Genomic DNA, 25,933 nt, shown 5'->3' with positions numbered 1-25,933 from the left:
CGTTTTGACACCCCGCCTTTGCAGAACACAGTGTTCCATTGGAGGGTATAAATCGATTGCAGGTCAGAGGATGTGAAAAGTGCGGAGGCCGGAGAAGAATTGCCGCAGACGGCCGTATTTGTCATCAAATCGTGATCTTTTTAAAGCATAACCTTCAGCAAGGCACGCGACGGTTCCCGCCCGCCGCCTCCTTCAATTTTGGCGGAACCGTAATTACCTAGTGTTGTTGGCAATTGATTGCAGCTGCCTTGCGTTATACTGGAAATATCACGATATAAGTTTGTTGCCGAGAGCTGGCATATCTTGCCGCTCTAATTCCGCCTGCTGCCGGCCATAAGCCGGCTTTTTCTTTTATTGCCAAGTTCTTTCTTGCCAGCTCAATTGCAATAGGCTCTTCCGGGCTTGTGCGCGCGCAGATCAAAATGGAAATGGTTCCAATGCTCAGGATTGCTGCCGGGGCCGAGCACGGTTGTGAAATACCTGCAGCTGTCGCTGCGTACCGCCTTGAGCAGGCGGCCCTCACGGAATGAGAACAGCCCCTTCCTGCGAACATCGATCTGATGGCCGTTCTTCAGCACGAACTTGCCGACGTCGATGGCGTTGCCGTGCGCGTGCTCGGACATGGGATTGTATCGCTGGCGGCTGTTGTTCATCCGGCGGCAGGAATATCCGCCGAGTGGTACGATCGTTCGGATCCCTGTCCAGTAGCGGTAGCGGGCGGAGGGCGCGAGTTCGTTCTTGACCCATTTCGCGAAAGCGAGCGTCACCTGACAATTGAGCGTCACGGCAGGCTTCACGCCAATATTGCCCGAAAGCCCCTGCAGTGAGACCGGATAGTCAATACCGCAACTCGGCCCCTGGGAAATGCGCGGCTTATCGCTGTAGACGACGCCCAGTTTCTTCAGTTCCCGGCGACAGGCAAGCTCGGACGACGGCATCACATCCGGCTGCGGCGCCGGCTCGCTTTCCATCGGGTTCTGCGCGCGCGGCAGGAAGGCGACCTGCTCATTCTCCTCGGGCACGCGCCTGGGTGCGACCACCGGCGAACCATCACCCCATGTCGGCTGCCGGCTCATCTGCGCCTGCGCCGCTGGCGGCGGCAGCGCCGTCTGGTTCATCTGGGTGGGAGTATCGGTTCCGATACCGTCGACCACGGGTTCGGCTGAGTTGCCTTCGGCGATGGTCTGCGCTTCCTCTTGCGCCAGACCGGTCACCGGCTCTGCGCCGAGTTCCGCATCCATGTTGACGCCTTCCGATGGAACACTCATCGCCTGGCCGTCCGCTGACTGATTGGCGGTGACGGCCATAGCCTCGTCGCTGTCGATCATCGGCAATCGTCGCCGCTGGCCCTGCTGCACGGGTGTCGCTGCCTGAGCCGAAGGCTGTGACTGAGTGCCTGTGCCGACCCTGCGACTGGTACCAGCGAGGTTCGGAGTATCGAGATAGTCGACGGATTCCTGCGTATTTCGCACGGGCTCGCTTGCTTGCGGATAGGGGTTCTGGCTTTCGATGGGCGCCATACGGACAGATGCACGCGGCTGCATCGCCGGCGCGACCGAGCCGACCCGTGTACCGCTATCCACGCTCTCGGGGGGAACCAGCCCATCGGTGGAGCAGGTCGTCAATGCCACTGACAGCAATACCGGCATTGCATATCGCCGTACAAAGGAACCAACCGCCATACTCTGTCCCTTCCGCTGTCGGCAAGGATCGGGAAATTTCAATCAAATTTAAATAAAAACGGTGAATGAAAACTTACCGGCACTCAAAACCGCATAGCGGGATTGCGGCGGGGCCTTTTCCCTTTTTCCGCACTTGCCTTAGGATGGCGCGGAATCGCAGCCCTCGGACGGGAAGGACAGGAGCAAATAATGACCGACGCCACGAAGCCGAGAGGCGAACTCACCCTGCGCACCTTGGCGATGCCGGCCGACGCCAATCCCGCAGGTGACATTTTCGGCGGATGGGTTATGGCCCAGATGGACCTGGCGAGCGGCATTCGAGCCGCCGAACGTGCCAGAGGGCGTGTCGTGACCGCGGCGGTCAAGGAAATGGCCTTCGAGCTGCCGGTCAAGATCGGCGACACGCTCAGCGTCTTTACGCACATCGAGCGTGTCGGCCGCACCTCCATCACGCTCCTGGTCGAGGCATGGGCGCATCGCTCGCGTTATGACAAGCTGGAGAAGGTAACCGCTGGCATCTTCATCATGGTCGCGCTCGACGAACATGGCGCGCCGAAGCCGGTGCCGGCGGAGGAATAAGCGTGGAGTCGGTGAGTTCGGCCGAGGTCTTCCTTCACATCAAGGTGGTGATGGGGATGGTCATCAGCTTGAGTCTTGCCCGGCTGCTCACCGGGGTTGCCGCTATCATCCAGCATCCCGCCAAAGGCAAGGTCTATGCCGTTCACCTAGGCTGGGTCCTGTCGATGTTCCTGTTCATCATCCACATCTGGTGGTGGGAATATCGATTACACGGCCTTCCGACGTTCCACTTCGGGATCTATCTTTTCCTTATCTGTTTCTGCAGCCTGTTCTTTCTGCTGTGCGCCTTGCTCTTTCCCACTTCGCTCGACGAATACGGCGGCTACGAGGAATATTTCATCTCGCGGCGCGGATGGTTCTTCGGCGTCCTGGGCCTGACCTATGCGGTCGATATACTTGATACGGCCATCAAGGGATCGGACCGCATGTCGTCGCTCGGTTGGGAATATCCGCTGCGCAATATTGGCTATATCATTCTCTGCGCCATCGCCGCCTATACGCCGAACCGTCGCTTCCATGCGCTCTTCGTCACGCTGGGTCTGATCTACCAGGTGAGCTTCATCTTCCGCGTCTATGATGTATTGGGGTGAGACGCGGTCCGACGAAGTCGGAGCAATCGATCCAATGAATCGATTGCAGAGCCGAACGCCCCTGAGCTCAAGCGAAGAGCGGGTGTCCGGACCGAATAGATGGTAGCAGAACGGACGGTTCACTTAGGTCACAGTTCTCTCAGGGGCTGGAGGAATGGAGGTCGCGGTCCCCTCGCCCCGCTTGCGAGAGAGGGCTAGGGCGAGGGGCAAAACTCTCAGCGAATCCGATAGTTGCGGATCAAAATTCGAGTGCCGCGACAGCCCCTCATCCGACCCTTCGGGCCACCTCTCCCCGCAAGCGGGGCGAAGGGGAGTCGCACCCTCCGTTGTCCCTCACGGCCATCAGAAAAAACTGTCACCGAGGTGAACCGTCCGTTCTGCTATCCATCGGTCTGGTTTGAATGCCGGAGTCGCTCCGCATCTTCATTTTATCTCAAAAGCGCAACTTTCAAGTTGCCAATCCCATCCTTTTCCTGCAAGGTAAAAGGCAACCAGGAGGTTGCTAATATGACTGATCGCATCGAAAAGAACATCGAGCTGAAGGCGCCGGTCGAGCGGGTCTGGCGTGCTTTGACAGACCACAACGAGTTTGGCGAATGGTTCCGCGTGAAGCTTGACGGTCCATTCATACCGGGTCAAGTAGCGACGGGCCGCATATTGTATCCCGGTTATGAGCACCTGAAATGGGAAGCCCGGATCCAGCGGATGGACGCCCCCAAGCTGTTCTCCTTTACCTGGCATCCCTACGCGGTCGATGCGGATGTCGACTATTCGAAGGAGCCGCCTACCCTTGTCGAGTTCCGTCTCGAACCGAGCCCGAACGGCACTTTCTTGACGATCGTCGAGTCCGGTTTCGATGCGCTGCCGCCGGGAAGAAAATCGATTGCCCTGCGGATGAACGATGAAGGATGGACCGGGCAGAGCGAGAATATAAGGACCTATGTTGAACGATAACTTTACGAACGTGGACGCAGACCCCGCCCCTCTTTTCGCGGCTCTTGGCGATCGCACCCGGCTTTCGCTTCTAAGGAAGCTGAGCGACGGACAGGTACTATCCATCGCCGGTCTTTCGGCCGATACGAATCTTACCCGGCAAGCCATCACCAAGCACTTGCACGTGCTGGAGAATGCCGGGCTGGTCAAAAGCAGCCGCGTCGGTCGAGAGAGCCATTTCGCGTTTCGCCCCGACGCGATCAGCGAAGCCAAGGCCTATCTCGACAGCGTCTCCAGACAATGGGACGACGCACTGTCGCGGCTTCGCTCTTTCGTGGAGCAATAGGCTCGAGATATGCTCAGGCCCTGAGAAACTGCGAGCTCTTGTCGAAACTCAAGCCCGGAAAGATCTTTGCCGTCAGATCGTCGGCAGTGACGTCGAATTGCCGGTAGAGCATCGCTGCAGTCAGCTCTCGCACGTCCGCCGTCGGCGTCAGGTCGCGGTCGTCGAGCAACATGCCATCCTTCAATCCCGGCCATCTTCCGAGAATCCGGCCACCATGAATGGCGCCGCCGGCAAGCACCGCGCAGCCGCCCGTGCCGTGATCCGTACCGCCCGAACCGTTCTGGCGTACCGTGCGTCCGAATTCGGTCATGGCCAGCACGACCGTTCTCGACCAGATGTCCGACCCGAGCGTCGCCTTCAGCGTCGTGATCGCTTTTGTCAGATCCTGTACCGGACGCTTGAATTGCTCCGCCTGACCGACATGTGTGTCCCAGCCGGTGATCGAAAAACTGGCGATCCGGTATTCTTTCCGCAGCATGTTTCCTGCCAAGGCCGCTATATCGGTGATTTTCTCGCCGCGCAGCCCTGCCGGCTCGGACAGGGCGGAAGCGTCGTTCGCCCGGTTCGCCTCTTGCATCGCTTTGGCGAAAGGCGGATCGTTGGCATAGAGTCGCATCAGGAACTGTATTTCATCCTTTGCCGTATTCAGATTTGAATCGGACGACCAGACATCGACGATGTTCGGTCCCGACAGGATCAGTTCCGTGGACGTGTTGATGTCGATTGCCTTGCGCGCTTCGGAGCGCGGAATGACCGCGAGCGCTCGATTGAGCCAGCCGGTCTTTTCTTCGCTGACGGTTTCGCCGCCCGATTCCAGCATGTCCTGACCGTCGAAATGACTGCGCTGATCACGATAGGGCGTGGAAACGGCATGTACGAAGGCGAGCTCACGACTTTTCCAGAGCGGCAGAAGATCGGCGGCTGCGGGGTTCAGGCCGAAATAGCCGTCGAGATCGAGCAGACCCTTGTCGGGCGTCAGCGCCAGGGTCGGCCGCAGCGCCGCAAAGCCGGGCTCGCCGTAGGGCTGCACCAGATCGAGGCCGTCCATGGCGCCGCGCAGCACGATCGTCACGAAACGATTGTCGCCCGGCATTGCGGCGAATGTCACAGGCGTGAAGATCGGCGCTGCCGCCAGGCAGCAGGCTGAGGCGAGAAAACCGCGGCGGGAGAGCGAAATGTCCTTGTTCATCGGTCTGTCCTATCGCCGGTTGAATTCGGGAGATGCGAGTACGAGCGTCAGTCCGCTGGTCCTGTCCGGCGCCTGCGAGACCACGCGGATCGTGTCGTCGCGCGCCGCATCCGCGAGCGTCGCCTTCAGGAATTGGCGAGGATCCTGTTGTGCCCCGAATTGCGCCGAGGCGCGCCGCGCCCAGGCAAGCCGCTCCGCAAGCTGGCTCGCGGTAATCCAGGCGTCAAAACCCTCCTCGAAGCCTGCCGGGCTTGGCGGCTGCCATATCGGCTGCCCCATGCGCCGCAGCGCACCCGCGCCCAACGCCCGCGCCGCCCGGAATGCCTTTCGACGCTTTATATCCGCGGCGTCGTTCGTATCCATTGGAACCGGTTCGGTGCCGTTCATGTTTTCCGTTGCTTTTTCACCGACGGACATGTCTTGGCCGATCATGTCGCCATCGTCGGTATCCTCATTGGCTTCCAGGAAACGGCCGACATTGCCGTCGTCATCACCGGTATTCAGCGCCCGCAGCCCCGTCACGATATAGTCGAAAGGCTGGCGGGCCTTGGCTCCTTCGTTACGCCAGGCGTCCGGATGATCAAGCATTGCGCCGTAGACGGCCATCAGATTGCCGTCAGTCTTCTTCCAGGCCTCAGCCATGGCCTCCACCAGTTCCTGAGGCGGCTGGTCGGAGATGAAATGCACGGCGAGCTTGCGGCTGACATGCTGCGCGGTCTTCGGGTTGGCTGCGAGATCGTCCAGCAGGGCCAGATTGTCTCCGGGAGTCCGCCGCTGACCGCCATAGCTGACGCCAAGGACATCGTGCTCGCCCGGCTCGGCAAGGCCCGGCCGAAAGGTGGTTTCCATCGAGCTGCGATCGATCGTCAGGCCCGTGAGCACCATTGCCGCCGAACGTACGTCCGCCTGCGTATAGCCGCTGCCGGCGCCGAGCGTATGCAGTTCGAGCAGCTCCCGCCCAAGATTCTCATTCAGCCCCTTCTTGCGCTTCATGCCGTTGGGCGAATCCGGTCCTTGCGATAGTGCCTGATCGAGATAGATCAGCATGGCCGGATGCTCGGTTGCACTGCGCAGGAGATCCCGGAAGGAGCCGCCGATATGCGGCCGGACCGCCTCCGCTTCATAGAGCGGCACCAGCAGCCGCATCGGCAGGCTCTTGCTGGTGCTGGTGGAAAAATGATTGGTCCAGAAGGTCGCCAGCCGCTCGTAGAAGCCGTTCGGTGACAGCGCTGCCTGCATCAGGCGTGCATCGGCATCGCGCCGCAACAGCTCCTGCGACTGTCTTTGGATGACCTTGCGTGCATCTCGCTTTGCCTGGTCATCGAGATTGCGAATATCTTTCAGCCGTTGCTGTTGCTCGAGAAGCTGCTGGTGCCGCCGGTTGATGCCGCCGACCGGAAAGGAAGGCGCGGCACCGGCACCGACCCTGACCTGGTTGAGCAGCTCGTCTTTGCTTCCCGGCGGCGTTTCTCCGGGGCGGAAGCCATAGCCGAAGCGGATGGCGGCCATGGTAGAAAAGGAAAGACTCATCGCGGATCACCTGAAATCACAAACTGGTGACAAGGGGTCCGCAGGATGAGTCTCGATTGGAGATAAAATGCGGCCGTTTCCAGACATGGATGAAATGTAATGAAAGGCTATCCTTCCAGCATCATCCCCGGAACACAAAGGATGCGCCGAGTGCGATCAGGGCGAAGCCGATCGCATGGTTCCAGGTCAGACTTTCCTCAAGGATGAAGACCGAAAAGCCGGAAAAGACGATCAGTGTGATCACCTCCTGCATCGTCTTCAACTGCGCCGTCGTATAGACCGCCGAACCGATCCGGTTGGCCGGCACCGCCAGGCAATATTCGAAGAAGGCGATTGCCCAGCTCGAGACGATGGCGATGAAGATGGCGGTACTCTTGTGCTTCAGATGCCCATACCAGGCGAAGGTCATGAAGATATTGGAGGCGAAGAGCATGATGACCGGCCAGACGGCGGCAGGGCTTAGCGTGAACGGCATGAACGAATCCTGTGAAAATTGATCGGCGCACCATGGGGCGTGTCGCGGTGATGATCAATGCGCATAAAAGCCGACGGAGGGAACCCTCCGCCGGCCGTCTTCCCAGCCATTATCTCTAGTCAAGCTCGTCAGATTCGCATCGCCCCCCGCGGCTCTTCCGCCTCCTTCGTGCCGAAGCGGACGTTCTTCTTCTCGAAACCGAAACCGGAAAGCAGTGCCACCACGATCGCCACGACGATGGCGACGATCAGCAGCGCGAAGGCGTAGTCGCCGTTCCAGCGGGCGGCAAGCCCAGCCTGCAACGTCGCATTGCCCGAAGCCAGCAGGTTTCCGAGCTGGTACGCAAAACCCGGGAAGGTCCCGCGCACCTCATCCGGTGACAGCTCGTTCAGATGCACCGGTATGATGCCCCAGGCGCCCTGCACGAAGAACTGCATCAGGAAGGCGCCGATTGCGAGCAGCACCGGTCCCGGCGCATAGGCCCAGAGCGGCGCCACGGGTATCGCCAGCACCGAGGCGATGACAATCGCCCTGCGCCGCCCGATCCGCTGCGAGAGGGCGCCAAAGGCAAGACCACCCACGATTGCGCCGATATTGTAGACGATTGCAATCGCGCCGACCGTGTAGCTCGAATAGTTGCGTTGGGTTTCCAGGAAGGTGGGATAGATGTCTTGCGTGCCGTGGCTGAAGAAGTTGAAGGCGGTCATCAGCAGCACGGCCCAGATGAACAGCGGAATATTCTCTCTCAGGACCGCCAGGAACGGACGACCCCCCTCGGCCTGGCGTTTCAGGAAGACGGGCGATTCCTGGACATTGCTGCGGATATACAGCACCAGCAGTGCCGGTAATGCGCCGAAGAAGAACATGCCGCGCCAGCCGATGATCGGAAACAGCAGGAAGAACACGATCGAGGCAATCAGGTAGCCGGACGGATAACCCGCCTGCAATATGCCTGAGACGATACCGCGTGATTCCTCCGGCACTGTCTCCATCGTCAGCGAGGCGCCGACGCCCCATTCGCCGCCCATGGCGATGCCGTAGAGTGCGCGTAGCACGAGGAACATGCTGAGCCCGGTCGAAAAGCCCGTGAGGAATTCGAACAGCGAATAAAGCAGCACATTCGCCATCAGCGTCACTCGCCGCCCGTATCTGTCCGCCGCCAGTCCGAAAACGAGCGCGCCGAGCGCCCGCATGGCGAGCGTCAGGAAGATTGCCGTCGAGACGGTCGGAACGTCGGTATGGAACTCCTCGGCGATATATTTGAGAACGAAAACGAGAATGAAGAAGTCGAAGGCGTCGAGCGTCCAGCCGAGATAGCTGGCGATGACGGTATGGCGCTGCTGCGGTGTCAGCGACCGCAGACTATCCAATGCGGACATTATATTTCCTCCGTCCGAATGGCGGCGGCGAGGCGGGCAATTCCGGATGCCGTCGGAGAGAGTAAGCCCGGAGCGGGCAGGTTTGAGGTTGCGGATGCAACCTGTTCAGAACGCTGGCATCGCCGTTGCCGTTCCATCACAATATGCGTGATCGCGCAGTGACTATTTCGTTTCCCTTTTGTACTCTTAACCCCTTCCCTTTCGTCGGGTTTATCTCCATATTCCGCCCATGGCCAAATCTCCGAAAAAATCCCCTGCCCCGAATGGTTTCGAGGAAGCTCCGCAATCGTCGTTTGAAGGCGAGCCCTATTCCGGGACGCCCTTAGAGCGCAGCGAGAAGGATCAGCGAGTCGCGGACACAAAATTGTCCGGTTCCGTTGCCGATTGGGTGAAACAGCTCGAGGCCGACGCCGAAGCTTCCGGCGTCGAGACCCAGCGCCAGATCGCGTCAAAGGCCGGCAAGCACCGCAAGAAGGTGGAAATGACCGCGGGCAAGACGGCACGCGGCGTCTCGATGGGCGGCTCGACCGATCCGAAGACACGCGCCGCCGCCGGTCTCAATCCGGTCGCAGGCCTCGATATCGCGCTGGAGGATGCAGACAGGATCTCTCCCGGCGGCGTCACCGCAACGGTCGAAGCTCTTTCAAAGCTGATCGAATCCGGCAATCCGCTGCACAAGAACGGCAAGATTTGGACGCCGCACCGCCCCGCCCGCCCGGAAAAATCGGAAGGCGGCATCACCATTCGCATGGCCTCGGATTACCAGCCGGCCGGCGACCAGCCTACCGCGATCAAGGATCTCGTCGAGGGATTGCAGGATGGCGAACGCTCGCAGGTCCTGCTCGGCGTCACCGGCTCGGGCAAGACCTTCACCATGGCCAAGGTGATCGAAGCGACCCAACGTCCCGCCGTTATCCTGGCTCCGAACAAGACGCTCGCCGCGCAGCTGTATTCCGAGTTCAAGAACTTCTTTCCCGACAACGCGGTCGAGTATTTCGTCTCTTACTACGACTACTACCAGCCGGAGGCGTACGTCCCGCGCTCGGACACCTATATCGAGAAGGAATCCTCGATCAACGAGCAGATCGACCGCATGCGCCACTCGGCGACGCGATCCCTGCTCGAACGTGACGACTGCATCATCGTCGCCTCTGTCTCCTGCATTTATGGTATCGGTTCGGTCGAAACCTACACCGCGATGACCTTCCAGATGTCGGTCGGCGATCGGCTCGACCAGCGCCAGCTGCTGGCCGACCTCGTCGCACAACAGTACAAGCGTCGTGACATGGATTTTATCCGCGGCTCCTTCCGCGTCCGCGGCGACACGATCGAAATCTTCCCCGCCCACCTCGAGGATGCCGCCTGGCGCATCTCGATGTTTGGTGACGAGATCGACGCCATCACCGAATTCGATCCGCTGACCGGCCAGAAGACCGGCGACCTGCGCTCGGTCAAGATCTATGCCAATTCGCACTATGTCACCCCGCGCCCGACACTGAACGGCGCCATCAAGGCGATCAAGGAGGAGTTGAAGTTCCGTCTTGTCGAACTGGAAAAGGCAGGCCGCCTGCTGGAAGCTCAGCGTCTGGAGCAGCGTACCCGTTATGATCTCGAGATGCTCGAAGCCACCGGCTCCTGCCAGGGCATCGAGAATTATTCGCGCTATCTCACCGGCCGCAACCCCGGCGAACCGCCGCCGACGCTCTTTGAATACATTCCCGACAACGCCATCATCTTCATTGATGAGAGCCATGTCACCGTACCGCAGATCGGCGGCATGTATCGCGGCGACTTCCGTCGCAAGGCGACGCTCGCCGAATACGGCTTCCGCCTCCCCTCCTGCATGGACAACCGCCCCCTGCGATTCGAGGAATGGGACGCCATGCGCCCGGACACGATCGCCGTTTCTGCCACGCCTGGCGGCTGGGAATTGGAACAGTCCGGCGGCGTCTTCGCCGAACAGGTGATTCGTCCGACCGGCCTGATCGATCCGCCGGTGGAAGTCCGCTCCGCCCGCTCCCAGGTCGACGACGTGCTTGGCGAGATTCGCGAGACGGCGGCCAAGGGCTACCGCACCCTCTGCACTGTTCTGACCAAGCGCATGGCCGAAGACCTCACCGAATATCTGCACGAACAGGGCGTGCGCGTCCGCTACATGCACTCGGATATCGACACACTGGAGCGCATCGAGATCATCCGCGATCTTCGCCTCGGCGCCTTCGACGTGCTGGTCGGCATCAACCTGCTGCGCGAAGGTCTCGACATCCCCGAGTGCGGCTTCGTCGCCATCCTCGACGCTGACAAGGAAGGTTTCCTGCGCTCGGAAACCTCGCTGATCCAGACAATCGGCCGCGCCGCCCGAAACGTTGATGGCAAGGTCATCCTCTACGCCGACACCGTCACCGGCTCCATGGCCCGCGCCATGGAAGAGACGGGGCGTCGTCGCGAAAAACAGATGGCCTATAATCTGGAGAATGGCATTACGCCGGAATCGGTGAAGGCCAAGATCTCCGACATCCTCGACTCGGTCTACGAGAAGGATCACGTCCGGGCCGACATCTCCGGTGTCACAGGCAAGGGCTTTGCGGAAGGCGGCCACCTCGTCGGCAACAATCTGCAGGCCCATCTCAATGCGCTCGAAAAACAGATGCGCGATGCCGCCGCCGATCTCGACTTCGAGACGGCCGCGCGCCTGCGTGACGAGATCAAGCGCCTGAAGGCCGCGGAATTGGCTGTCATGGACGATCCGATGGCGCGAGAGGAAGCAAGGTCCGTGGAGAGCAGGCGCGGCGGTGGCACCTCTTCTTCTTCGCGTTCACAGAAAGGTGCGGATGAAGGACAGGCTTCCTACTTCGCCAAGCCCTCCCTCGATGACATGGGTCCTGGCACCGACACCGCACGTCCTCTCTTCCGCAAGCCTGAGCTTGACGAAATGGGCCGCGACGTCGCGACCCCTTCTCCCCGGCGGGGAGAAGGCGCCCGAAGGGCGGATGAGGTGGATTCTTCGCGCTCCCTTTTCCGTCGCAATACCCTCGACGAAATGACCGTCGGCCGGACCGAAAAACCGGTGAGTGGCAAGGTGCCGGAGAAGCCGGATGCATCAAAAGCCACGAAGCGGTTTGGCTCGCCGGAGGATACGAATGACGGTCCGGTCATCCGTGGTAGACCCGGCGTAGGCTCCTATGAGGATCCCGTGGATGAGCGGCAACGTAAGAAACGGACAAAGGGAAAGACCGGCAGACCCGGCCACTGAGCAGTTCTGCGTTCGATTGCATAAAGGCATAACATTACAAATAGTTATGCCATTCAATGGATTCCATACATGAAGGTCCTTGCGGTCCGTACATTTGTTTGCTGACAGTTCACCCGCGGTCGCTCATGCTTGGGCCGCACCGCCCGAAGCGGCGAGCTCCATATAGCGCCGTACCCGACAACAGCCAGCCGAAATCCACCGGGCGCACGCCGAAGTCCAATCCCACTCCGATACGGAATCCGAAATTGAGACGCCTTTATTAGGCCTTGGTTACAATTCATCAAGTCCCTGAATTTTTGAGGATTCCCGTCATGGTCAACTTTATGCCACAATAATGCCGCTTGCCTTTTGTCCCGAATACTGGCACCAACGGCGCCGCTCGGGCATTTGCATGCCGGTGACTGGACTGATGTGGTAATGCCATCCAATGATTGGATGGCGGTGGGGTAGCATCCCACGCGCGTAGATGTTCTTTCCCCGTACGTGACGTCTCGACTGACCTTTCCGCCCTGCCGGGGGGAAGGAAAAGCGTCCGCCTCCTTTCGAGGGTGTGGATATCAACTTATAAAGGGAAAAGGACTTCTCCCATGGCCACCAAAGGCATCGTAAAATTCTTCAACCAGGACAAGGGTTTTGGTTTCATCACGCCGGACGGCGGTGCAAAGGACGTTTTCGTCCACATCTCCGCTCTGCAGGCTGCCGGTCTCCAGACGCTGCGCGAAGGCCAGCAGGTAACCTTCGACACCGAGCCGGATCGCATGGGCAAGGGCCCGAAGGCCGTCAACATCCGCGCTGCATAAGCTGGTTTCCGACGGAAAGTTTCGAACGGCGTCCCGCGAGGGGCGCCGTTTTTCATTGCGCTATCGCGCTTTCCCGTGTCGATCCCAGAAGACCGGAGGCCGATGCTACGCGCTGATCGCTTGCTTTTCGTCGGCCGAGAAATCCACCGCAGCGAAGGCGGCGGCAATTACCTCCGGCCCTGCCCCGTTCCGGGTGGCATCGGTCGAAAGGATCTGACGGTAGCGTCGCGCGCCAGGCAGGCCGCTGAAGAGGCCGACCATGTGGCGCGCCACATGCTGCAAGCGTCCGCCGGCCACGATATGATGGGCTGCATAGGCAATCATCCTGTCTTGAAGCTGCGTCCAGTCCGGTTCGGTAGCCGGCGCGCCGTAGAAACGGCGGTCGACATTCGCAAGGATTGCCGCGTTCTGGTAGGCGGCACGGCCGAGCATGGCGCCGTCGACATGGGCAAGATGGGCCTCCGCCTCATCCAGCGTCTGAATGCCGCCGTTGATGCCGATGAAAACCTCCGGCCAGCGCTGCTTCATGCGATAGACGATCTCGTAATCGAGCGGCGGAATCTCGCGGTTCTCCTTCGGCGACAAGCCCTTCAGCCAGGCCTTGCGCGCATGGATCCAGATCGCATCCGCGCCGGCATCGAGCACGCGGGTAATCAACTCCGGCAAAGCCGATTCCGGCTCCTGCTCGTCGACCCCGATCCGGCACTTCACCGTCACCGGCACTTTGGCCACCGCCTTCATCGCCGCGATACTCGCGGCAACAGTCTGTGGCTCCAGCATTAAGCAAGCGCCGAACGTCCCGGATTGGACGCGGTCCGACGGGCAGCCGACATTGAGATTGATCTCATCATAGCCGTAAGGCTCCGCGATCCTGACTGCCACGGCAAGCTTCGCCGGATCCGATCCCCCGAGCTGCAGGGCAACGGGATGCTCGGCCGCATCATGCGCAAGCAAGCGATCCCGCGGACCATGAATGATTGCGTCCGCTACCACCATTTCGGTATAGAGCAGCGCCTGACGGCTGATCTGCCGGTGCAGATAGCGGCAGTGACGATCCGTCCAATCGATCATGGGGGCCACGGCAAAGATCTTGCGGCCTTCTTTCAGGGCATCGGCATACATCGGCAAACCTTTCTGCCCGCCCTCTACAGCAAAATCACCGGGATTGCCAGTTTGCGGAGGCTTCCAAATAATGACATTGCCCTATTGGAGCATTCAGAGAAGCCGACGGCACAAATCAATTTCATCCCTGATGGGAATCCCATCATCACCGATCTTTGGAATAGACGGCTTCAGCAGCCGCGCCTCATCTACTGCTCCAGGTCGAATCCGCCGTAGTTCGAAGCCTCGGCGCTGGTAGAAACGCAATGCGGTGAGATTATCGTTCGTCGTCATGACCCAAAGGTCGCAAATTCCTCGACGCCGCAACATATCGGCTAAAGCTTCTATCAATACAGTTCCTACTCCCTGACCGGGGCACACAGCGTCCAGCGACATCAGTTCTGCATCGTCCCCTCGCAACCGATACGTAGCGAGTCCCTGATCGGGTTCAGCCACAAGAGCTGGAAGGCTCAGCAGGTCAAATACTTCCCCGTGAGCGACGATGGTCGTGCCGCCCCATCGCTCTGCAAGGAGTTTAGCAATCCAATCGGCATCTTGTTGTCTGGGTTCGCGAGTAATCATGCATCAATATATAGCAGGGACTGGCTTTCTGAGGAGCACGAGTAAGACCGCTCCATGTTGACACCTGCTTTGTAATTCATTACGTCACGCTCATGCCAGCCCGCTGGCCGTAAGCGTTTGACGTCAAGCAACGCACTTATCGATCCTCGTCGGTCGGAGTGCGTTTTTTTGTGCCCGTCGGACGAGGAACAGCCAGGAGCACGTCATGGCTTTCCTATTTACGCGCGATCCTCAGCAGGGCCGCCTTCTTCTGCTGACCGCAATCCTCTTCATCTCCTATCTCTGTGTTGCAATTTCGCTGCCGATCGTCCCGATTTATGTGACAGCGACGCTTGGTTTCGGCAACGGCTGGGCTGGTTTCGGCGTTGGCATTGCCTTTCTCGCGACCATCGTTAGCCGAGGCTATGCCGGCGGTCTTTCGGATGGCCGGGGAGCCAAGGTTGCGGTGCAACGCGGTCTTGCTCTGTATGTCCTTGGGGCGCTCGTGTCGCTGGTCTCCGGCCTTGCGGCGAACGTACCTATAACGGCATTCATCACCCTCATCGCCGGACGGCTGCTTCTCGGATTCGGGGAAAGTCTGGTTGCGGTCGGCGTGATAGCATGGGGTATTGGTGTTGTCGGGCCGTCGCGTTCCGGCAAGGTCCTCGCACTGATCGGCGCAGCAATCTACGGTGCACTTGCCTTTGGCGGACCGATCGGCCTCCTCTTGCTTGATCGTCTTGGCTTTGCCGGGACGATGGCGATCAGTGCGATCCTTCCCTTGCTCGGATTGCTGGCGATTCGGACCATACCCACAGTTCTGGCCCATCCTGGCGGGGAGCGCCCGCCGCTGTGGGCCGTGATCGGCAGGATATGGCCTCACGGCTTGATCGTCTGCCTCCAAGGAATGGGATTTGCAGCAATCGGGTCGTTCTTCACGCTCTACTTTCGTGACCAGGACTGGGGCTTTGCCGGGCTTGGCCTGACCGCGTTCGGCCTCGGATTTGTTTCGGTGCGAATACTCTTTGGCCACCTGCCGGATCGCTTCGGCGGCCTCATCGTGGCTGTGGTGTCATTAGCGGTCGAAGCGGTAGGTCAATTCCTGATCTGGAGCGCCACTGACCCCTATCTTGCTCTGATCGGCGCGTTCATGACGGGATTGGGCTGCTCGATGATTTTCCCGGCCATGGGCCGCGAGGTCGTCCATCTCGTCGCCCCTCATCTGCGCGGGACGGCACTTGGTGGCTTCTCGGCGTTCCAGGATGTCGCCTATGGGCTGACTGGACCGTTGGCTGGAATTCTGGCTGACCGAGCGGGATATGAGAGCGTCTTTCTCGTCGGGAGCACGACAGCAGCGTTCGGCTTCTTGATCGCTATCGTGCTTTGCAGAAGGCAGGCTGTCGCGGCTTGCTGAAGGCACATGGTCGTTCGTCATTCGCCGGGCGGCCATCTTGCTTTCCAGTTTGTCCAACCTGCAAATTAGTGCTGGTCTTGGCACCTGATTTGCGAGACAAAAGGCTCCCTCCATTTCCTTGAAGAGTCTCCCCATGTCCGAATCGCCCGCGACCATCATCCCGCTCCCTGCCCCTGTCCTGCTTCCGATCGAAGGTGCTGCGGAGAGCTTTCCGGTTCGCCGCGTCTACTGCGTCGGGCGCAACTATGCCGATCACGCAATCGAGATGGGACATGATCCGAACCGTGAACCGCCATTCTTCTTTCAGAAGAACCCGGACAACCTGCTGCCGCCGGGCAAGGATTTCCCCTACCCGCCGCTTTCCTCCGATGTGCATCACGAGGTCGAATGCATCATCGCGCTGAAATCCGGCGGCGCGGATATCCCGGTCGACCGCGCGCTCGACTGCATCTATGGCTATGGCGTCGGTATCGATTTCACCCGCCGCGATCTGCAGGGCGAGGCCAAGAAAGCCGGCAGGCCTTGGGAGGTCGCCAAGGCCTTCGAAGCGTCCGCGCCGGTTTCGGCGATCGTACCGGCGAGCCGCCTTGCTCATCCGGGAAAGGGTAAAGTCTGGCTCGAGCTCAACGGCAAGCGTATGCAGGATGGCGATCTCGCTCAGATGATATGGAAGACGCCGGAAATCATTGCCGAGCTTTCCAAACTCTTTGTTCTGGCGCCTGGCGACATCATCATGACGGGAACCCCGGCCGGCGTCGGCGCCGTGCAGAAGGGCGACCGCATTTCCTGCGGCGTCGAGGGCATCGCAACGCTGTCGCTGTCGGTGATCTAGAGCAATTCCAGGAAAAGTGCGAAGCGGCTTTCCGTCCGGAATTGCATAAAGACAAAAAGGTAGAGCGGTTCTGCGATTCCATGAAAGGCTGAACAGCTCCAACGAGGAGGATTTCGAATGCCGCTCTACGCTCTGGCAGATCTGCAGCCGAAGACGCCCGCCGCCGGTCTTTTCTGGATCGCGCCGGACGCCCATGTCATCGGTCGGGTGGAAATCGCGGAGGAGGTTGGCATCTGGTTCGGTGCTGTGTTGCGCGGCGACAACGAACCGATCATTATCCGCAAGGGCACGAATATCCAGGAAAACGCCATGGTGCATACTGATCCTGGCCATCCGGCGACTATCGGCGAAGGCTGCACCATCGGCCATCATGCCGTCATCCATGGCTGCACGATCGGCGACAATTCTCTGGTCGGTATGGGAGCAACCATCCTCAACGGCGCGAAGATCGGCAAGAATTGCCTGGTCGGCGCGAACGCCCTCATCACCGAAGGCAAGACATTCCCGGACAATTCCCTGATCGTGGGCTCCCCTGCCCGCGTGGTTCGCACTCTGGAAGATGCGGCGGTTGAGGGATTGCGGCGCTCGGCTGAGAAATATGTCGCTAACTGGCAGCGCTTCGCCCGTGACTTGAAGCGCATAGACTGAAGCAGCGCGTTCGAGCGAACGCGCAAGGCACGCCCTTGATTTTTCAGGCCGCGCAAGCGGCGCATTGGCCACGGATTTCGATTGTCGTCTTTTCCGGCTTGAATTTCTGGCCGCGAACCCAGTTCATCAGGCGGTGATCGACTTCATGGTCTTGGAATTCGATGACTTGCCCACAGCTCTCGCAGATCGCGAAGGCGACTATGCCATGGCTGTGGCAATTCTCGCCGGGATGGGCGCAGGCGACGAAGGAATTGATGCTCTCGAGCCGGTGCACCACGCCATATTCAAGCAGCTTTTCCAGCGCCCGATAGACCTGTAGCGGCGCTCGAAAACCTTGGTCGCGAAGCCTGTCGAGAATGGTGTAAGCGCTGAGCGGCCCGTCGGCGCGCGACAGGACATCAAAAACAAGCGCCTGGTTCTTGGTCATTTGCGGTGTGCTCATGGACGTTGTCCTTGCTGGTTTGCCGTCAGGGCGCCGGTCCGGCGCGACAGCGGAAGCAGGCTGACGATGAAGAGCGCCAGGGCGGCTACCACAATGGAAGGGCCTGATGGCGTATCGTAGTGAAGGGAGCCGAATAGCCCGCCGACGACAGCAGCGGCCCCGATCAGCGAAGCGAGGACGGCCATGATCTCCGGCGTCGACGAAAACCGACGGGCCGTCGCGGCGGGGATGATGAGGAGTGACGTGATCAGCATGATGCCGACGATCTTCATGGCGATCGCGATGACGGCGGCCATCAGCAGCATGAATAAGAGACGCGCCCGCTCCGGCCGCAGCCCCTCCGCTTCGGCGAGCTCCATATTGACCGTCGAGGCGAGCAGCGGTCGCCAGAGCCAGACGAGAGCCAGGATCACTAGGATGCCGCCGCCCCAGATGAGCGCGATATCGGTCGGCGTGACGGCGAGGATATCGCCGAACAGGAAAGCAATGAGATCGATGCGGACCCAGGTCATGAAGGCGACCATGACCAGGCCGATCGCAAGCGTGGCATGCGATAGAATGCCGAGGAGCGCATCGGCGGAGAGTGCCTGACGCTTCTGCAGCAGCAGCAACAGGACCGAGACTGTCGCGGCAACGACGAAGACAGCCAGGATCAGGTTCAATTCGAAGAGCAGCGACAGGGCGACGCCAAGCAGCGCCGAATGGGCGATCGTATCGCCGAAATAGGCCATGCGCCGCCAGACGATGAAGCAGCCGAGCGGACCGGTGGTCAAGGCCAGGCCGATACCAGCGATCAGAGCGCGCGTGAAAAAGTCGTCAAGCATGGCGTTCTCCCGCCGGATGCCGATGCTGATCATGATCATGCGTATGGTGATCGTGTGCGTGGTCGTGATGTCCGTCTTCGGGATGGCAATGATCCGTGATGGAGCCGTCCGAATGCAGCACGCGGCCGTCCGCCAGGTGCGTATGATCGTGATGATGACTATAGACAGCTAGAGCCTGAGCCGCCCGCGTTCCGAACAACCGGACATATTCGGGGCTGCGGCTGACGGATTGGGGTGTGCCGCGGCAGCAGACATGCCCGTTCAGGCAGATCACGGTGTCGGTCGCGGCCATGACGACATGCAGATCGTGGGAGATCAGCAGGATGCCGCAGCCGGTGGAATTGCGGATCTGCTTAATGAGGTCGTAAAGCGCAATTTCGCCGGTGAAATCGACCCCTTGGACCGGCTCATCAAGCACCAGCAGATCCGGTTTGCGGGCAATCGCCCGGGCAAGCAGCACGCGCTGGAATTCCCCACCCGATAGATGCTGCACCTCGGCCTTCTCCATATGCGCGACGCCGGCCGCTTCGAGAGCCGCCTTCAGTTCACGCTCAGGCAGTGGCCCGGTCAACGTCATCAGACGCCGAACCGTCAGAGGCAGCGTCCAGTCGATCGAAAGCTTCTGTGGGACGTAACCGACGGTGAGACCGCGCATTCGCTCCACGCTGCCCTCATCGGGCTTCAGCACGCCGATCGCAAGCTTGGCGCTCGTTGACTTGCCGGAACCGTTCGGGCCGATCAGCGTGACGATCTCACCTCTGCTGACGGAAAAATCCACGCCGCGTACCAGCCAGCGATCGCCACGCCTGCTACCTGCATTAGAAAGCGAGACCAGTGTCTGCGTTGGGGCATTTCCGGAAGAGGGCATATTTTCCACTTAGGTACTGTTGCGTCCTGCTATCGCACACGTTATAGCATTACGCAATTGATGTAATAACATAACAGATCTGAATCAAGCGGAGACCCTGAATGAATGCGCCCAAGAGCAGCCTCCTCGCAGCGACAGTCCTGCTCCTTGCAGGATCGGCGTCAGCGGCCGATACACCTCTGGTCGTCGCCTCGGTAAAACCGATTCATTCGCTGGTCGCCTCCATCATGGAGGGCGTCGGCAAACCGAAACTGATCGTCGAAGGCGCCGCCTCGCCGCATACCTATAATCTGAAGCCTTCCAATGCGAGCACCCTGGAAAAGGCAAATGTCGTTTTCTGGGTTGGTCCCGGCCTGGAAGCCTTTCTCGAAAAGCCTCTGGAGGCCCTCGGTTCCGATGCGACGGTCGTGGCGCTCGAGGACGCGCCGGGTCTGAAGAAGCTCGGCTTCCGCGAGGGAGGCCCTTTCGAGGCTCATAGTGACGAGGATAAAGGTGATCATGATCACGCTGCTGAGGCGCATGACCATGAAGAGGATCGCCACCACGGCTACGACACCCATCTTTGGCTCGATCCGATGAACGCCAAGGCGATGGCGGCAGAGATCACCACCTCGCTGGTGGCGGCAGATCCCGCCAATGCCCTGACCTACCAGGCCAACGCGAAAGCGCTGGATGATCGGCTCGACGCCCTCGACAAGGAAATCGCGAGCACCATAACGCCTGTGAAGGACAAGCCCTTCATCGTCTTTCACGATGCCTATCAGTATTTCGAAAATCGCTACGGCGTCCATGTCGCCGGATCAATCACCGTCAGCCCGGAGACCATTCCGGGCGCCGAGCGCATCGCGGAGATCCACCGGAAGGTTACCGACCTCGGAGCAACCTGCGTTTTCGCCGAGCCGCAGTTCGAGCCACGGCTGATCGATGTCGTGATCGAAGGGACGCAGGCAAAGTCCGGCGTTCTCGATCCGGAAGCCGCTACACTGAAGGAAGGCCCGGATCTTTATTTCGATCTCATGCGCGGCATCGCCAATTCCGTGAAGGATTGCTTGTCGCGCAGTAGCTGAACGCCAGTATAGAGGAGGCGGATTGCGAGTCCGCCGAGACGAAGTCTCAAAAAAGAAAGGGCGGCACAAAGGCCGCCCTGTTTGTTTGATTCGGTGCGCTCAGCGCGTAATAAAGTTTGAAATGATGCCGCTGGTGATGCCGACGAGCAGATAGTCATTGTCGACTTTAACCCAGTGATAGCCGCGCGGCGGAGCCGACAGGTGATAACGGCGATAGTCGCGGATAGCCATCATGCGGCGACGTTCGGCGGGAGTCATGCGGTGTCCCCTGGCCCAACGCGGCTTGACGACGACCTTCTTTGTTACGTGCTTTTCGACGATGACATGACGCTCAGGCGCGGCATTGGCCTCGGAGGAAAAGACCATCGGGGAAATCATGAAAGAGGCGGAAAGAAGAGCGGCAAAGAGCTTTTTCATTTTGGGGGTTCCTGTGTTGAACACGCCCGCAATCTAGGTCCGCAAAGATGAACCAAATCTGAAATTTAAATTAAACTTTCGTAATGAAAACCATGACTTATAAGAAAGAACTCATAAGCGTTCTTACTTTCTGTCAATGCGCTTGCGGCGAGTGATTTGTCAATCCAGCCGCTGACAAATTCCCCTGGCCGACCCTTCAAAGCTCATCATAATTGAACCAGTCGAAGTCGGCTCCCCGTCCTCGTCCGGAGCTGTCGAAGGCGAAGACGCCGGCAAAAGCACCGGTAAAGGACCCGTGCTCGCCGCGGCCGCCTTCGTCCGACACGACACCTGCATCCAGGACGGGTCCAATCGGCTGCCAGGCCCCCTTGCCTTCCGTTTGCCAGAAGAATTGCAGGTCGTTGTCGCGAATTTCCATGGAAAGCTGGACACGGCCATCAGGAACCGCAATACCGCTTTCGGCTGGATAGCTGAGGCGGCTGTTCGGATAGTCGCCATTGCAGGACAGGATCGTGACGCAGCGACCTAGGGTCTCGTGCAGCGTCACCGCGACGGCATGAAACTTGTGCCTGTTGTAGTAATGGGTCAGGCCGGCAACCTGCTGATAGGTATCCGGCTGGAACTCCACGACCGTCTCGGCGCGGAAGCTGTGATGCTCCTGTCGGCGGGCTACCAGCGCCTGCTCGAACCAGGAGCCGATGCTCTCACGACCGAACAGCCGCAGATGGCCCGGTCGCTCCGTCAGGCTGAAAAGCCGCTCCGGCTGTGGGGAGCGAAGCCACTGGAAATCGGAAGGCAGATCGGCGCCGTCGAAATTATACCCGGAGCGCATCGGCTTTTGACGGAGAGTGGCGCCACTCGGGGCCGGAACCTCGACATCGGGTACGGCCGTGCCGTTTTCGAGATAGAGCCAGCCGTCCTCCCTCCAGACGCATTTCTGCAATGCCGTCTCGCGGCCGAGCGTGCACCGCCGCTTTGGCGGCAATGGCCGTCCGCAGAGATGCGTATGGTAGGCCTGGCCGTCGGGGGTCTCGACATATTGGCCGTGCCCTGCCCGCTGCAGGACTGCTTCCGGATGATCTTTCGATGTGATGAGATGTGTATTCGGATGCATCTCGTAAGGGCCGTCGATCGTGCGCGACCGCGCCATGGTCACCGCATGACTGTATCCGGTGCCGCCCTCGGCGGTTGTCAGGTAGTACCAGCCGTTGCGCTTGAAGAGGTGCGGGCCTTCGACCAGGCCGAGTGAACTGCCCGCGAAAATGTTCTTGATCGGGCCCTTCAGCGCCTTCGACTGCGAATCCCACTCCTGCAGGAGAATACCGTCGAAGGCGGGCGACTTCGGTGCTCCGCCATAGCTTTCCGTTCGGTGGTTCCACTGCATGTTGACGAACCACTTGCGACCGTCGTCGTCATGGAAGAGCGACGGATCGAAGCCCGACGAGTTGACATAGATCGGATCCGACCACGCACCCTCGATCGTCGGTGAGGTGACGATGTAGTTATGCGCATCCTTGAAATTGCCGTCTAAGCGCTTGACGTCGGTATAGACCAGCCAGAAGAGTCCATCGGCATAGGAAAGGCATGGCGCCCAGACGCCGCAGCTGTCCGGATTGCCGCGCATGTCGAGCTGCGATTTGCGTTCGAGCGGCCGCCGCACCAGCGTCCAGTTTACCAGATCGCGCGAATGGTGGATCTGAACGCCCGGGTACCATTCGAAGGTGGAGGTGGCGATATAGTAATCCTCACCGACGCGGCAAATGGACGGGTCGGGATTGAATCCCGGCAGGATAGGGTTGCGGATCATGGAAGCCGTCTCCTCCGTGTGTGGCCCTGCATGGTTCCCTAAATCGGAACCGGTTTAAAGATAAAACCATGCAGCAATTCAAAGTATTACAGCGACCTTTGCGTCTTGTAAGACGCACGGCACTGCAGGATCGAAGGCGCCGCCCGGAAATTGCCGGGCGGCGGCCGCTTTATTTCGCCCGCTCGGCCGATTTGGCCCAGAGATTAATATCCGCTTCGCGCGCATAGGAATCGATCTCGGCCAGTTCCTCAACCGTGAATGCGAGGTGTTCGAGCGCCTTGACGCAATCTTCAACCTGGCTCGGGCGGCTGGCGCCGATGAGCGCCGAGGTGATGCGTCCGCCGCGCAGGACCCATGCGATGGCCATCTGCGCCAGGGTCTGGCCGCGCTTTTCGGCGATGGCGTTGAGGGCGCGGATGTTCGCAAGGTTCTTTTCGTTGAGGAAGGCCGGGTTCAGCGACTTCTGCTGCGCCGCGCGGCTCTCGTCCGGAATACCCTTCAGATATTTCGAGGTCAGCATGCCTTGCGCAAGCGGCGAGAAGACAATGGAGCCGATGCCGAGCTCCTCCAGCGTGTCGACCAGCCCGTCTTCCTCGATCCAGCGGTTGATCATCGAGTAGCTGGGCTGGTGGATGATGCAGGGTGTTCCGAGCTGCTTGAGGATGGTCACCGCTTCGCGCGTGCGCTGTGAATTATAAGAGGAGATGCCCACATAGAGCGCCCTGCCCGACCGGACGATATGATCGAGCGCCCCACAGGTCTCCTCGAGCGGTGTGTTGGGATCGAAGCGGTGGGAGTAGAAGATGTCGACATAGTCGAGACCCATGCGCTTCAGGCTTTGGTCGCAGGAGGCAATCACATATTTCCGGCTACCCCACTCGCCGTATGGGCCTGGCCACATGAGATAGCCGGCTTTGGACGAGATGATGAGTTCGTCGCGCAGGCTCGCGAAGTCCGTGCGCAGGATCTCGCCGAACGCGGTTTCGGCGCTTCCGGGCGGTGGACCGTAATTGTTGGCGAGGTCGAAATGGGTGACGCCAAGATCGAACGCTTTCTGACAGATCGCTCGCTTGGTCTCATGGGGCGTGTCGCCGCCGAAATTGTGCCACAGGCCAAGCGAGATGGCGGGCAGCTTCAGCCCTGTCCGTCCGCAATAATTATATTTCATCTTGGAATATCGGTCTTCGGCCGGTTGCCAGCTCATAATCTCAATCCTTTCAGGAAAACGGCGCGGGAAATTCCCGCGCCGACAATAGGGTGTTGGCGGCTTACTTCAAGAGCGCCTGCGCCTCCTCGATGCCAAGGGCTGCCGGCTGGGTGCAGGTCGTCGAGAGCTCGATGAAACGTCCCTCCGCCCCGGATTTCAGGATCGACGTCATCACATCGACGCCGTGCAGGGTCCTGTCCAGCGAGCAGCGGGCATCGCGTCCCTCGATCAGGGACATCGCCATGTCGGCAAGCCCTGCCGTGCGATAGTTGGCGCGGGGGCCCTGCGGGCTTTCCTGGTTGAAGATGCCAAAGGGATGATCCCACGCCTCGAGCGGCTGGATGTCCTTGTTCGAACCGCTTGCCTCGACCACGCCGCCGAAGAAGTTCGGATCCGGAACATAGAGCGAGCCATCAGTGCCATAAAGCTCCATATTGGCGTGACGATGCGACCAGACATCCCAGCTGGCCGTCAGCGTTATGGTTGCGCCGCTGACGAATTCCAGCAGTGCCTGGATCGTCGTTGGCGTCTTCACCGGGATGACTTCGCCCTTGCGTGGCTGGCTGGTGATGGTGCGGGTCGTCCGCGCCATCGAAGTAAGCGCGCCGACACGCTTGACCGGCCCGACGAGGTTGATGAGGTTGGCGATGTAATAGGGGCCCATGTCGAGGATCGGACCGCCACCCGGCAAGAAGAAGAAATCCGGGTTCGGATGCCACATCTCCATCCCCGGCCCCATGACATAGCAGGCACCTGAGGTGATGCGGCCGATACCGCCTTCGTCCACATATTTGCGGGCGAGCTGATGGGCGCCGCCGAGAAACGTATCCGGTGCGCAGCCGACGGCCAGGTTCTTTTCCCTGGCGATGCGGCGCAGAACCTCGCCCTGTTCCAGCGAAAGCACCAGCGGCTTTTCGGAATAGACGTGCTTGCCGGCCTCAAGGATCTGTTTGGAAACCGCAAAATGCGCATCGGGAATCGTCAGGTTGACGATAACGTCAAGCTCGTCATTGGCCAGCAGATCGTCGATCGTCTGCGCTTTGACGCCGTATTCCTCGGCGCGCAGTTCCGCCGCATTCATGTTGATGTCGGCGCAGGCGAGCACCTTCAGGCCCTTGAAGAGCGGCGCCAGCGAAAAATAGGTGGTGGAGATATTGCCGCATCCGATGATGCCGACGCCAAGTTCCTTGGTCATATTATGCCTCGATCAATAGGTCTTGAAAGAAGCGATGGACCGGGTGATGACTCGGTCAAGATCGCTCGGGTTGTCATGTTCGACGACGTAATGCTTTGCCTTCGTCGCCCTCAAAAGCGGCATCAGCTTGGCCCAGTCGAGGGTGCCGTGGCCGACATCCGCCCAGCCGCCTTCGCTAATTGCCTCGCCGCCCGGCGCGATATCTTTCACATGGACGGCCGTGATGCGGTGCCCGAACTTCTCGATCCATTCGAAAGGATCGGCGCCGCCCCGCACCACCCACGCGATATCCGCCTCCCAGGAAAGCTCCGGCCCGCCCGTGAAGATCTGCTCGATCGGCCGTGAACCGTCTTCCAGTGTCACGAACTCGAAGTCGTGATTGTGCCAGCCGAAATCGTAACCCGAATCCTTATAGGGCTTGCTGATCTTTTGCAGGCGTACGCCGAAATCATGCCATCCCTCGGCGGTCTTCGGACGCTGGTCCGGCATTAAGAACGGGGCATAGATCGCCTCAACGCCAAGCACCTTGGCGATCCTCAGCGCGCGATTCGGTTCTCCTTCGAGCATGTCGATGCTGAAATGTCCTGTTGGCATGGTCAGGCCGTTGCGGTCGAGCTCGGTGCGCAGGCTCTTCAGTCCTGCCTCGTCCAGTTCGGCGTACATGGCGCCATAGCCTTCGACTTCTTTGTACCCGGCTTTAGCGACCTTGATGAAGACCTCTGAAAACGGCGGGAAATTGCGAGCGCTGTAAAGCTGAAAACCAAGTTTCGTCACGATATTCCTCCTTGGGCTGG

At 59.9% G+C, this 25,933-nt stretch carries 25 protein-coding genes; 10 read left to right on the top strand and 15 right to left on the bottom strand.

The window, feature by feature from the left end; translation table 11 throughout:
• Positions 1-377 precede the first annotated feature (377 nt).
• On the bottom strand, positions 378-1,682 hold the full coding sequence (locus AAE029_RS05705) for an extensin family protein (protein ID WP_371071834.1): 1,305 nt from the start codon (positions 1,680-1,682) through the stop codon (positions 378-380).
• A gap of 189 nt (positions 1,683-1,871) precedes the next feature.
• On the opposite strand from AAE029_RS05705, the gene AAE029_RS05700 reads away from it, so the two are divergent.
• The 4 genes from AAE029_RS05700 (at position 1,872) to AAE029_RS05685 (ending at position 4,130) form a co-directional block, all read left to right on the top strand.
• Positions 1,872-2,261 carry an acyl-CoA thioesterase gene (locus AAE029_RS05700; protein WP_371071833.1) on the top strand — a complete coding sequence of 130 codons (390 nt, stop codon included), beginning with the start codon at positions 1,872-1,874 and terminating at the stop codon, positions 2,259-2,261.
• A 2-nt stretch (positions 2,262-2,263) separates the two neighbouring features.
• Positions 2,264-2,851 carry a hypothetical protein gene (locus AAE029_RS05695; RefSeq protein ID WP_371071832.1) on the top strand — a complete coding sequence of 196 codons (588 nt, stop codon included), beginning with the start codon at positions 2,264-2,266 and terminating at the stop codon, positions 2,849-2,851.
• A gap of 507 nt (positions 2,852-3,358) precedes the next feature.
• A complete protein-coding gene (locus tag AAE029_RS05690) occupies positions 3,359-3,805 on the top strand; it encodes an SRPBCC family protein (protein WP_371071831.1) in 447 nt (148 codons plus the stop codon).
• On the top strand, positions 3,792-4,130 hold the full coding sequence (locus tag AAE029_RS05685) for an ArsR/SmtB family transcription factor (RefSeq protein ID WP_371071830.1): 339 nt from the start codon (positions 3,792-3,794) through the stop codon (positions 4,128-4,130). Before AAE029_RS05690 ends, AAE029_RS05685 begins: the two co-directional genes overlap by 14 nt.
• Positions 4,131-4,143: 13 nt before the next feature.
• Here AAE029_RS05685 and AAE029_RS05680 read toward each other — a convergent pair whose 3' ends face one another.
• From AAE029_RS05680 to AAE029_RS05665, 4 genes are all read right to left on the bottom strand, one after another.
• A complete protein-coding gene (locus tag AAE029_RS05680; protein WP_371071829.1) occupies positions 4,144-5,319 on the bottom strand; it encodes a DUF1501 domain-containing protein in 1,176 nt (391 codons plus the stop codon).
• A 9-nt stretch (positions 5,320-5,328) separates the two neighbouring features.
• The gene (locus tag AAE029_RS05675) at positions 5,329-6,849 is read right to left on the bottom strand and encodes a DUF1800 family protein (protein WP_371071828.1); all 1,521 of its coding nucleotides are present in this window, start codon (positions 6,847-6,849) and stop codon (positions 5,329-5,331) included.
• A 121-nt stretch (positions 6,850-6,970) separates the two neighbouring features.
• Positions 6,971-7,324 (bottom strand): DMT family protein, encoded by a 354-nt coding sequence (locus tag AAE029_RS05670; protein ID WP_371071827.1) that lies wholly within the window; start codon positions 7,322-7,324, stop codon positions 6,971-6,973.
• 128 nt (positions 7,325-7,452) lie between these two features.
• Positions 7,453-8,703: an MFS transporter gene (locus tag AAE029_RS05665; RefSeq protein ID WP_371071826.1), complete on the bottom strand. Its 1,251-nt coding sequence runs from the start codon at positions 8,701-8,703 to the stop codon at positions 7,453-7,455.
• 229 nt (positions 8,704-8,932) lie between these two features.
• Here AAE029_RS05665 and uvrB point away from each other — a divergent pair, with 229 nt between their 5' ends.
• Positions 8,933-11,956: an excinuclease ABC subunit UvrB gene (uvrB, locus tag AAE029_RS05660; protein ID WP_371071825.1), complete on the top strand. Its 3,024-nt coding sequence runs from the start codon at positions 8,933-8,935 to the stop codon at positions 11,954-11,956.
• Between the two features lie 587 nt (positions 11,957-12,543).
• Positions 12,544-12,756, top strand: a complete 213-nt coding sequence (locus tag AAE029_RS05655; protein WP_371071824.1) for a cold-shock protein — start codon at positions 12,544-12,546, stop codon at positions 12,754-12,756.
• A 105-nt stretch (positions 12,757-12,861) separates the two neighbouring features.
• Here the strand turns inward: AAE029_RS05655 and dusA are convergent, their stop codons facing one another.
• Together dusA and AAE029_RS05645 are read right to left on the bottom strand one after the other, a co-directional pair.
• The gene (dusA, locus tag AAE029_RS05650) at positions 12,862-13,863 is read right to left on the bottom strand and encodes a tRNA dihydrouridine(20/20a) synthase DusA (protein ID WP_371072105.1); all 1,002 of its coding nucleotides are present in this window, start codon (positions 13,861-13,863) and stop codon (positions 12,862-12,864) included.
• Between the two features lie 108 nt (positions 13,864-13,971).
• Positions 13,972-14,439, bottom strand: coding sequence for a GNAT family N-acetyltransferase (locus tag AAE029_RS05645; protein ID WP_371071823.1), 468 nt, complete (start codon positions 14,437-14,439; stop codon positions 13,972-13,974).
• 205 nt (positions 14,440-14,644) lie between these two features.
• On the opposite strand from AAE029_RS05645, the gene AAE029_RS05640 reads away from it, so the two are divergent.
• From AAE029_RS05640 to AAE029_RS05630, 3 genes are all read left to right on the top strand, one after another.
• Positions 14,645-15,832, top strand: a complete 1,188-nt coding sequence (locus AAE029_RS05640; protein WP_371071822.1) for an arabinose transporter — start codon at positions 14,645-14,647, stop codon at positions 15,830-15,832.
• A gap of 133 nt (positions 15,833-15,965) precedes the next feature.
• Positions 15,966-16,664 (top strand): fumarylacetoacetate hydrolase family protein, encoded by a 699-nt coding sequence (locus tag AAE029_RS05635; RefSeq protein ID WP_371071821.1) that lies wholly within the window; start codon positions 15,966-15,968, stop codon positions 16,662-16,664.
• A gap of 117 nt (positions 16,665-16,781) precedes the next feature.
• On the top strand, positions 16,782-17,312 hold the full coding sequence (locus AAE029_RS05630) for a gamma carbonic anhydrase family protein (protein WP_371071820.1): 531 nt from the start codon (positions 16,782-16,784) through the stop codon (positions 17,310-17,312).
• Positions 17,313-17,355: 43 nt separating this feature from the next.
• Here AAE029_RS05630 and AAE029_RS05625 read toward each other — a convergent pair whose 3' ends face one another.
• From AAE029_RS05625 to AAE029_RS05615, 3 genes are read right to left on the bottom strand one after another with little or no spacing between them, the layout of a single operon-like run.
• Complete coding sequence (locus AAE029_RS05625) at positions 17,356-17,754, bottom strand: Fur family transcriptional regulator (protein ID WP_371071819.1); 399 nt, start codon at positions 17,752-17,754, stop codon at positions 17,356-17,358.
• On the bottom strand, positions 17,751-18,578 hold the full coding sequence (locus AAE029_RS05620) for a metal ABC transporter permease (RefSeq protein WP_371071818.1): 828 nt from the start codon (positions 18,576-18,578) through the stop codon (positions 17,751-17,753). The genes AAE029_RS05625 and AAE029_RS05620 overlap by 4 nt, the downstream gene beginning before the upstream one ends.
• The gene (locus AAE029_RS05615; RefSeq protein ID WP_371071817.1) at positions 18,571-19,446 is read right to left on the bottom strand and encodes an ATP-binding cassette domain-containing protein; all 876 of its coding nucleotides are present in this window, start codon (positions 19,444-19,446) and stop codon (positions 18,571-18,573) included. The genes AAE029_RS05620 and AAE029_RS05615 overlap by 8 nt, the downstream gene beginning before the upstream one ends.
• Positions 19,447-19,547: 101 nt before the next feature.
• Here AAE029_RS05615 and znuA point away from each other — a divergent pair, with 101 nt between their 5' ends.
• Positions 19,548-20,513, top strand: coding sequence for a zinc ABC transporter substrate-binding protein ZnuA (gene znuA, locus AAE029_RS05610; RefSeq protein WP_371071816.1), 966 nt, complete (start codon positions 19,548-19,550; stop codon positions 20,511-20,513).
• Positions 20,514-20,612: 99 nt separating this feature from the next.
• On the opposite strand, the gene AAE029_RS05605 is transcribed toward znuA, so the two are convergent.
• The 5 genes from AAE029_RS05605 to AAE029_RS05585 form a co-directional block, all read right to left on the bottom strand.
• Positions 20,613-20,930: an RcnB family protein gene (locus AAE029_RS05605; RefSeq protein WP_371071815.1), complete on the bottom strand. Its 318-nt coding sequence runs from the start codon at positions 20,928-20,930 to the stop codon at positions 20,613-20,615.
• Between the two features lie 196 nt (positions 20,931-21,126).
• The gene (locus AAE029_RS05600) at positions 21,127-22,737 is read right to left on the bottom strand and encodes a glycoside hydrolase family 43 protein (protein ID WP_371071814.1); all 1,611 of its coding nucleotides are present in this window, start codon (positions 22,735-22,737) and stop codon (positions 21,127-21,129) included.
• Positions 22,738-22,906: 169 nt separating this feature from the next.
• Complete coding sequence (mgrA, locus tag AAE029_RS05595; RefSeq protein ID WP_371071813.1) at positions 22,907-23,941, bottom strand: L-glyceraldehyde 3-phosphate reductase; 1,035 nt, start codon at positions 23,939-23,941, stop codon at positions 22,907-22,909.
• A gap of 64 nt (positions 23,942-24,005) precedes the next feature.
• Positions 24,006-25,139, bottom strand: a complete 1,134-nt coding sequence (locus AAE029_RS05590; RefSeq protein ID WP_371071812.1) for a Gfo/Idh/MocA family protein — start codon at positions 25,137-25,139, stop codon at positions 24,006-24,008.
• A gap of 12 nt (positions 25,140-25,151) precedes the next feature.
• A complete protein-coding gene (locus AAE029_RS05585) occupies positions 25,152-25,913 on the bottom strand; it encodes a sugar phosphate isomerase/epimerase family protein (protein ID WP_371071811.1) in 762 nt (253 codons plus the stop codon).
• Positions 25,914-25,933 lie beyond the last annotated feature (20 nt).

The sequence above is a fragment of the Sinorhizobium sp. CB7 genome (assembly GCF_041357635.1).
In the GTDB taxonomy this organism is placed as follows: domain Bacteria; phylum Pseudomonadota; class Alphaproteobacteria; order Rhizobiales; family Rhizobiaceae; genus Rhizobium.
Note: the sequence above shows the minus strand (reverse complement) of the source record. Positions and strands in the feature narration are given on the sequence as shown.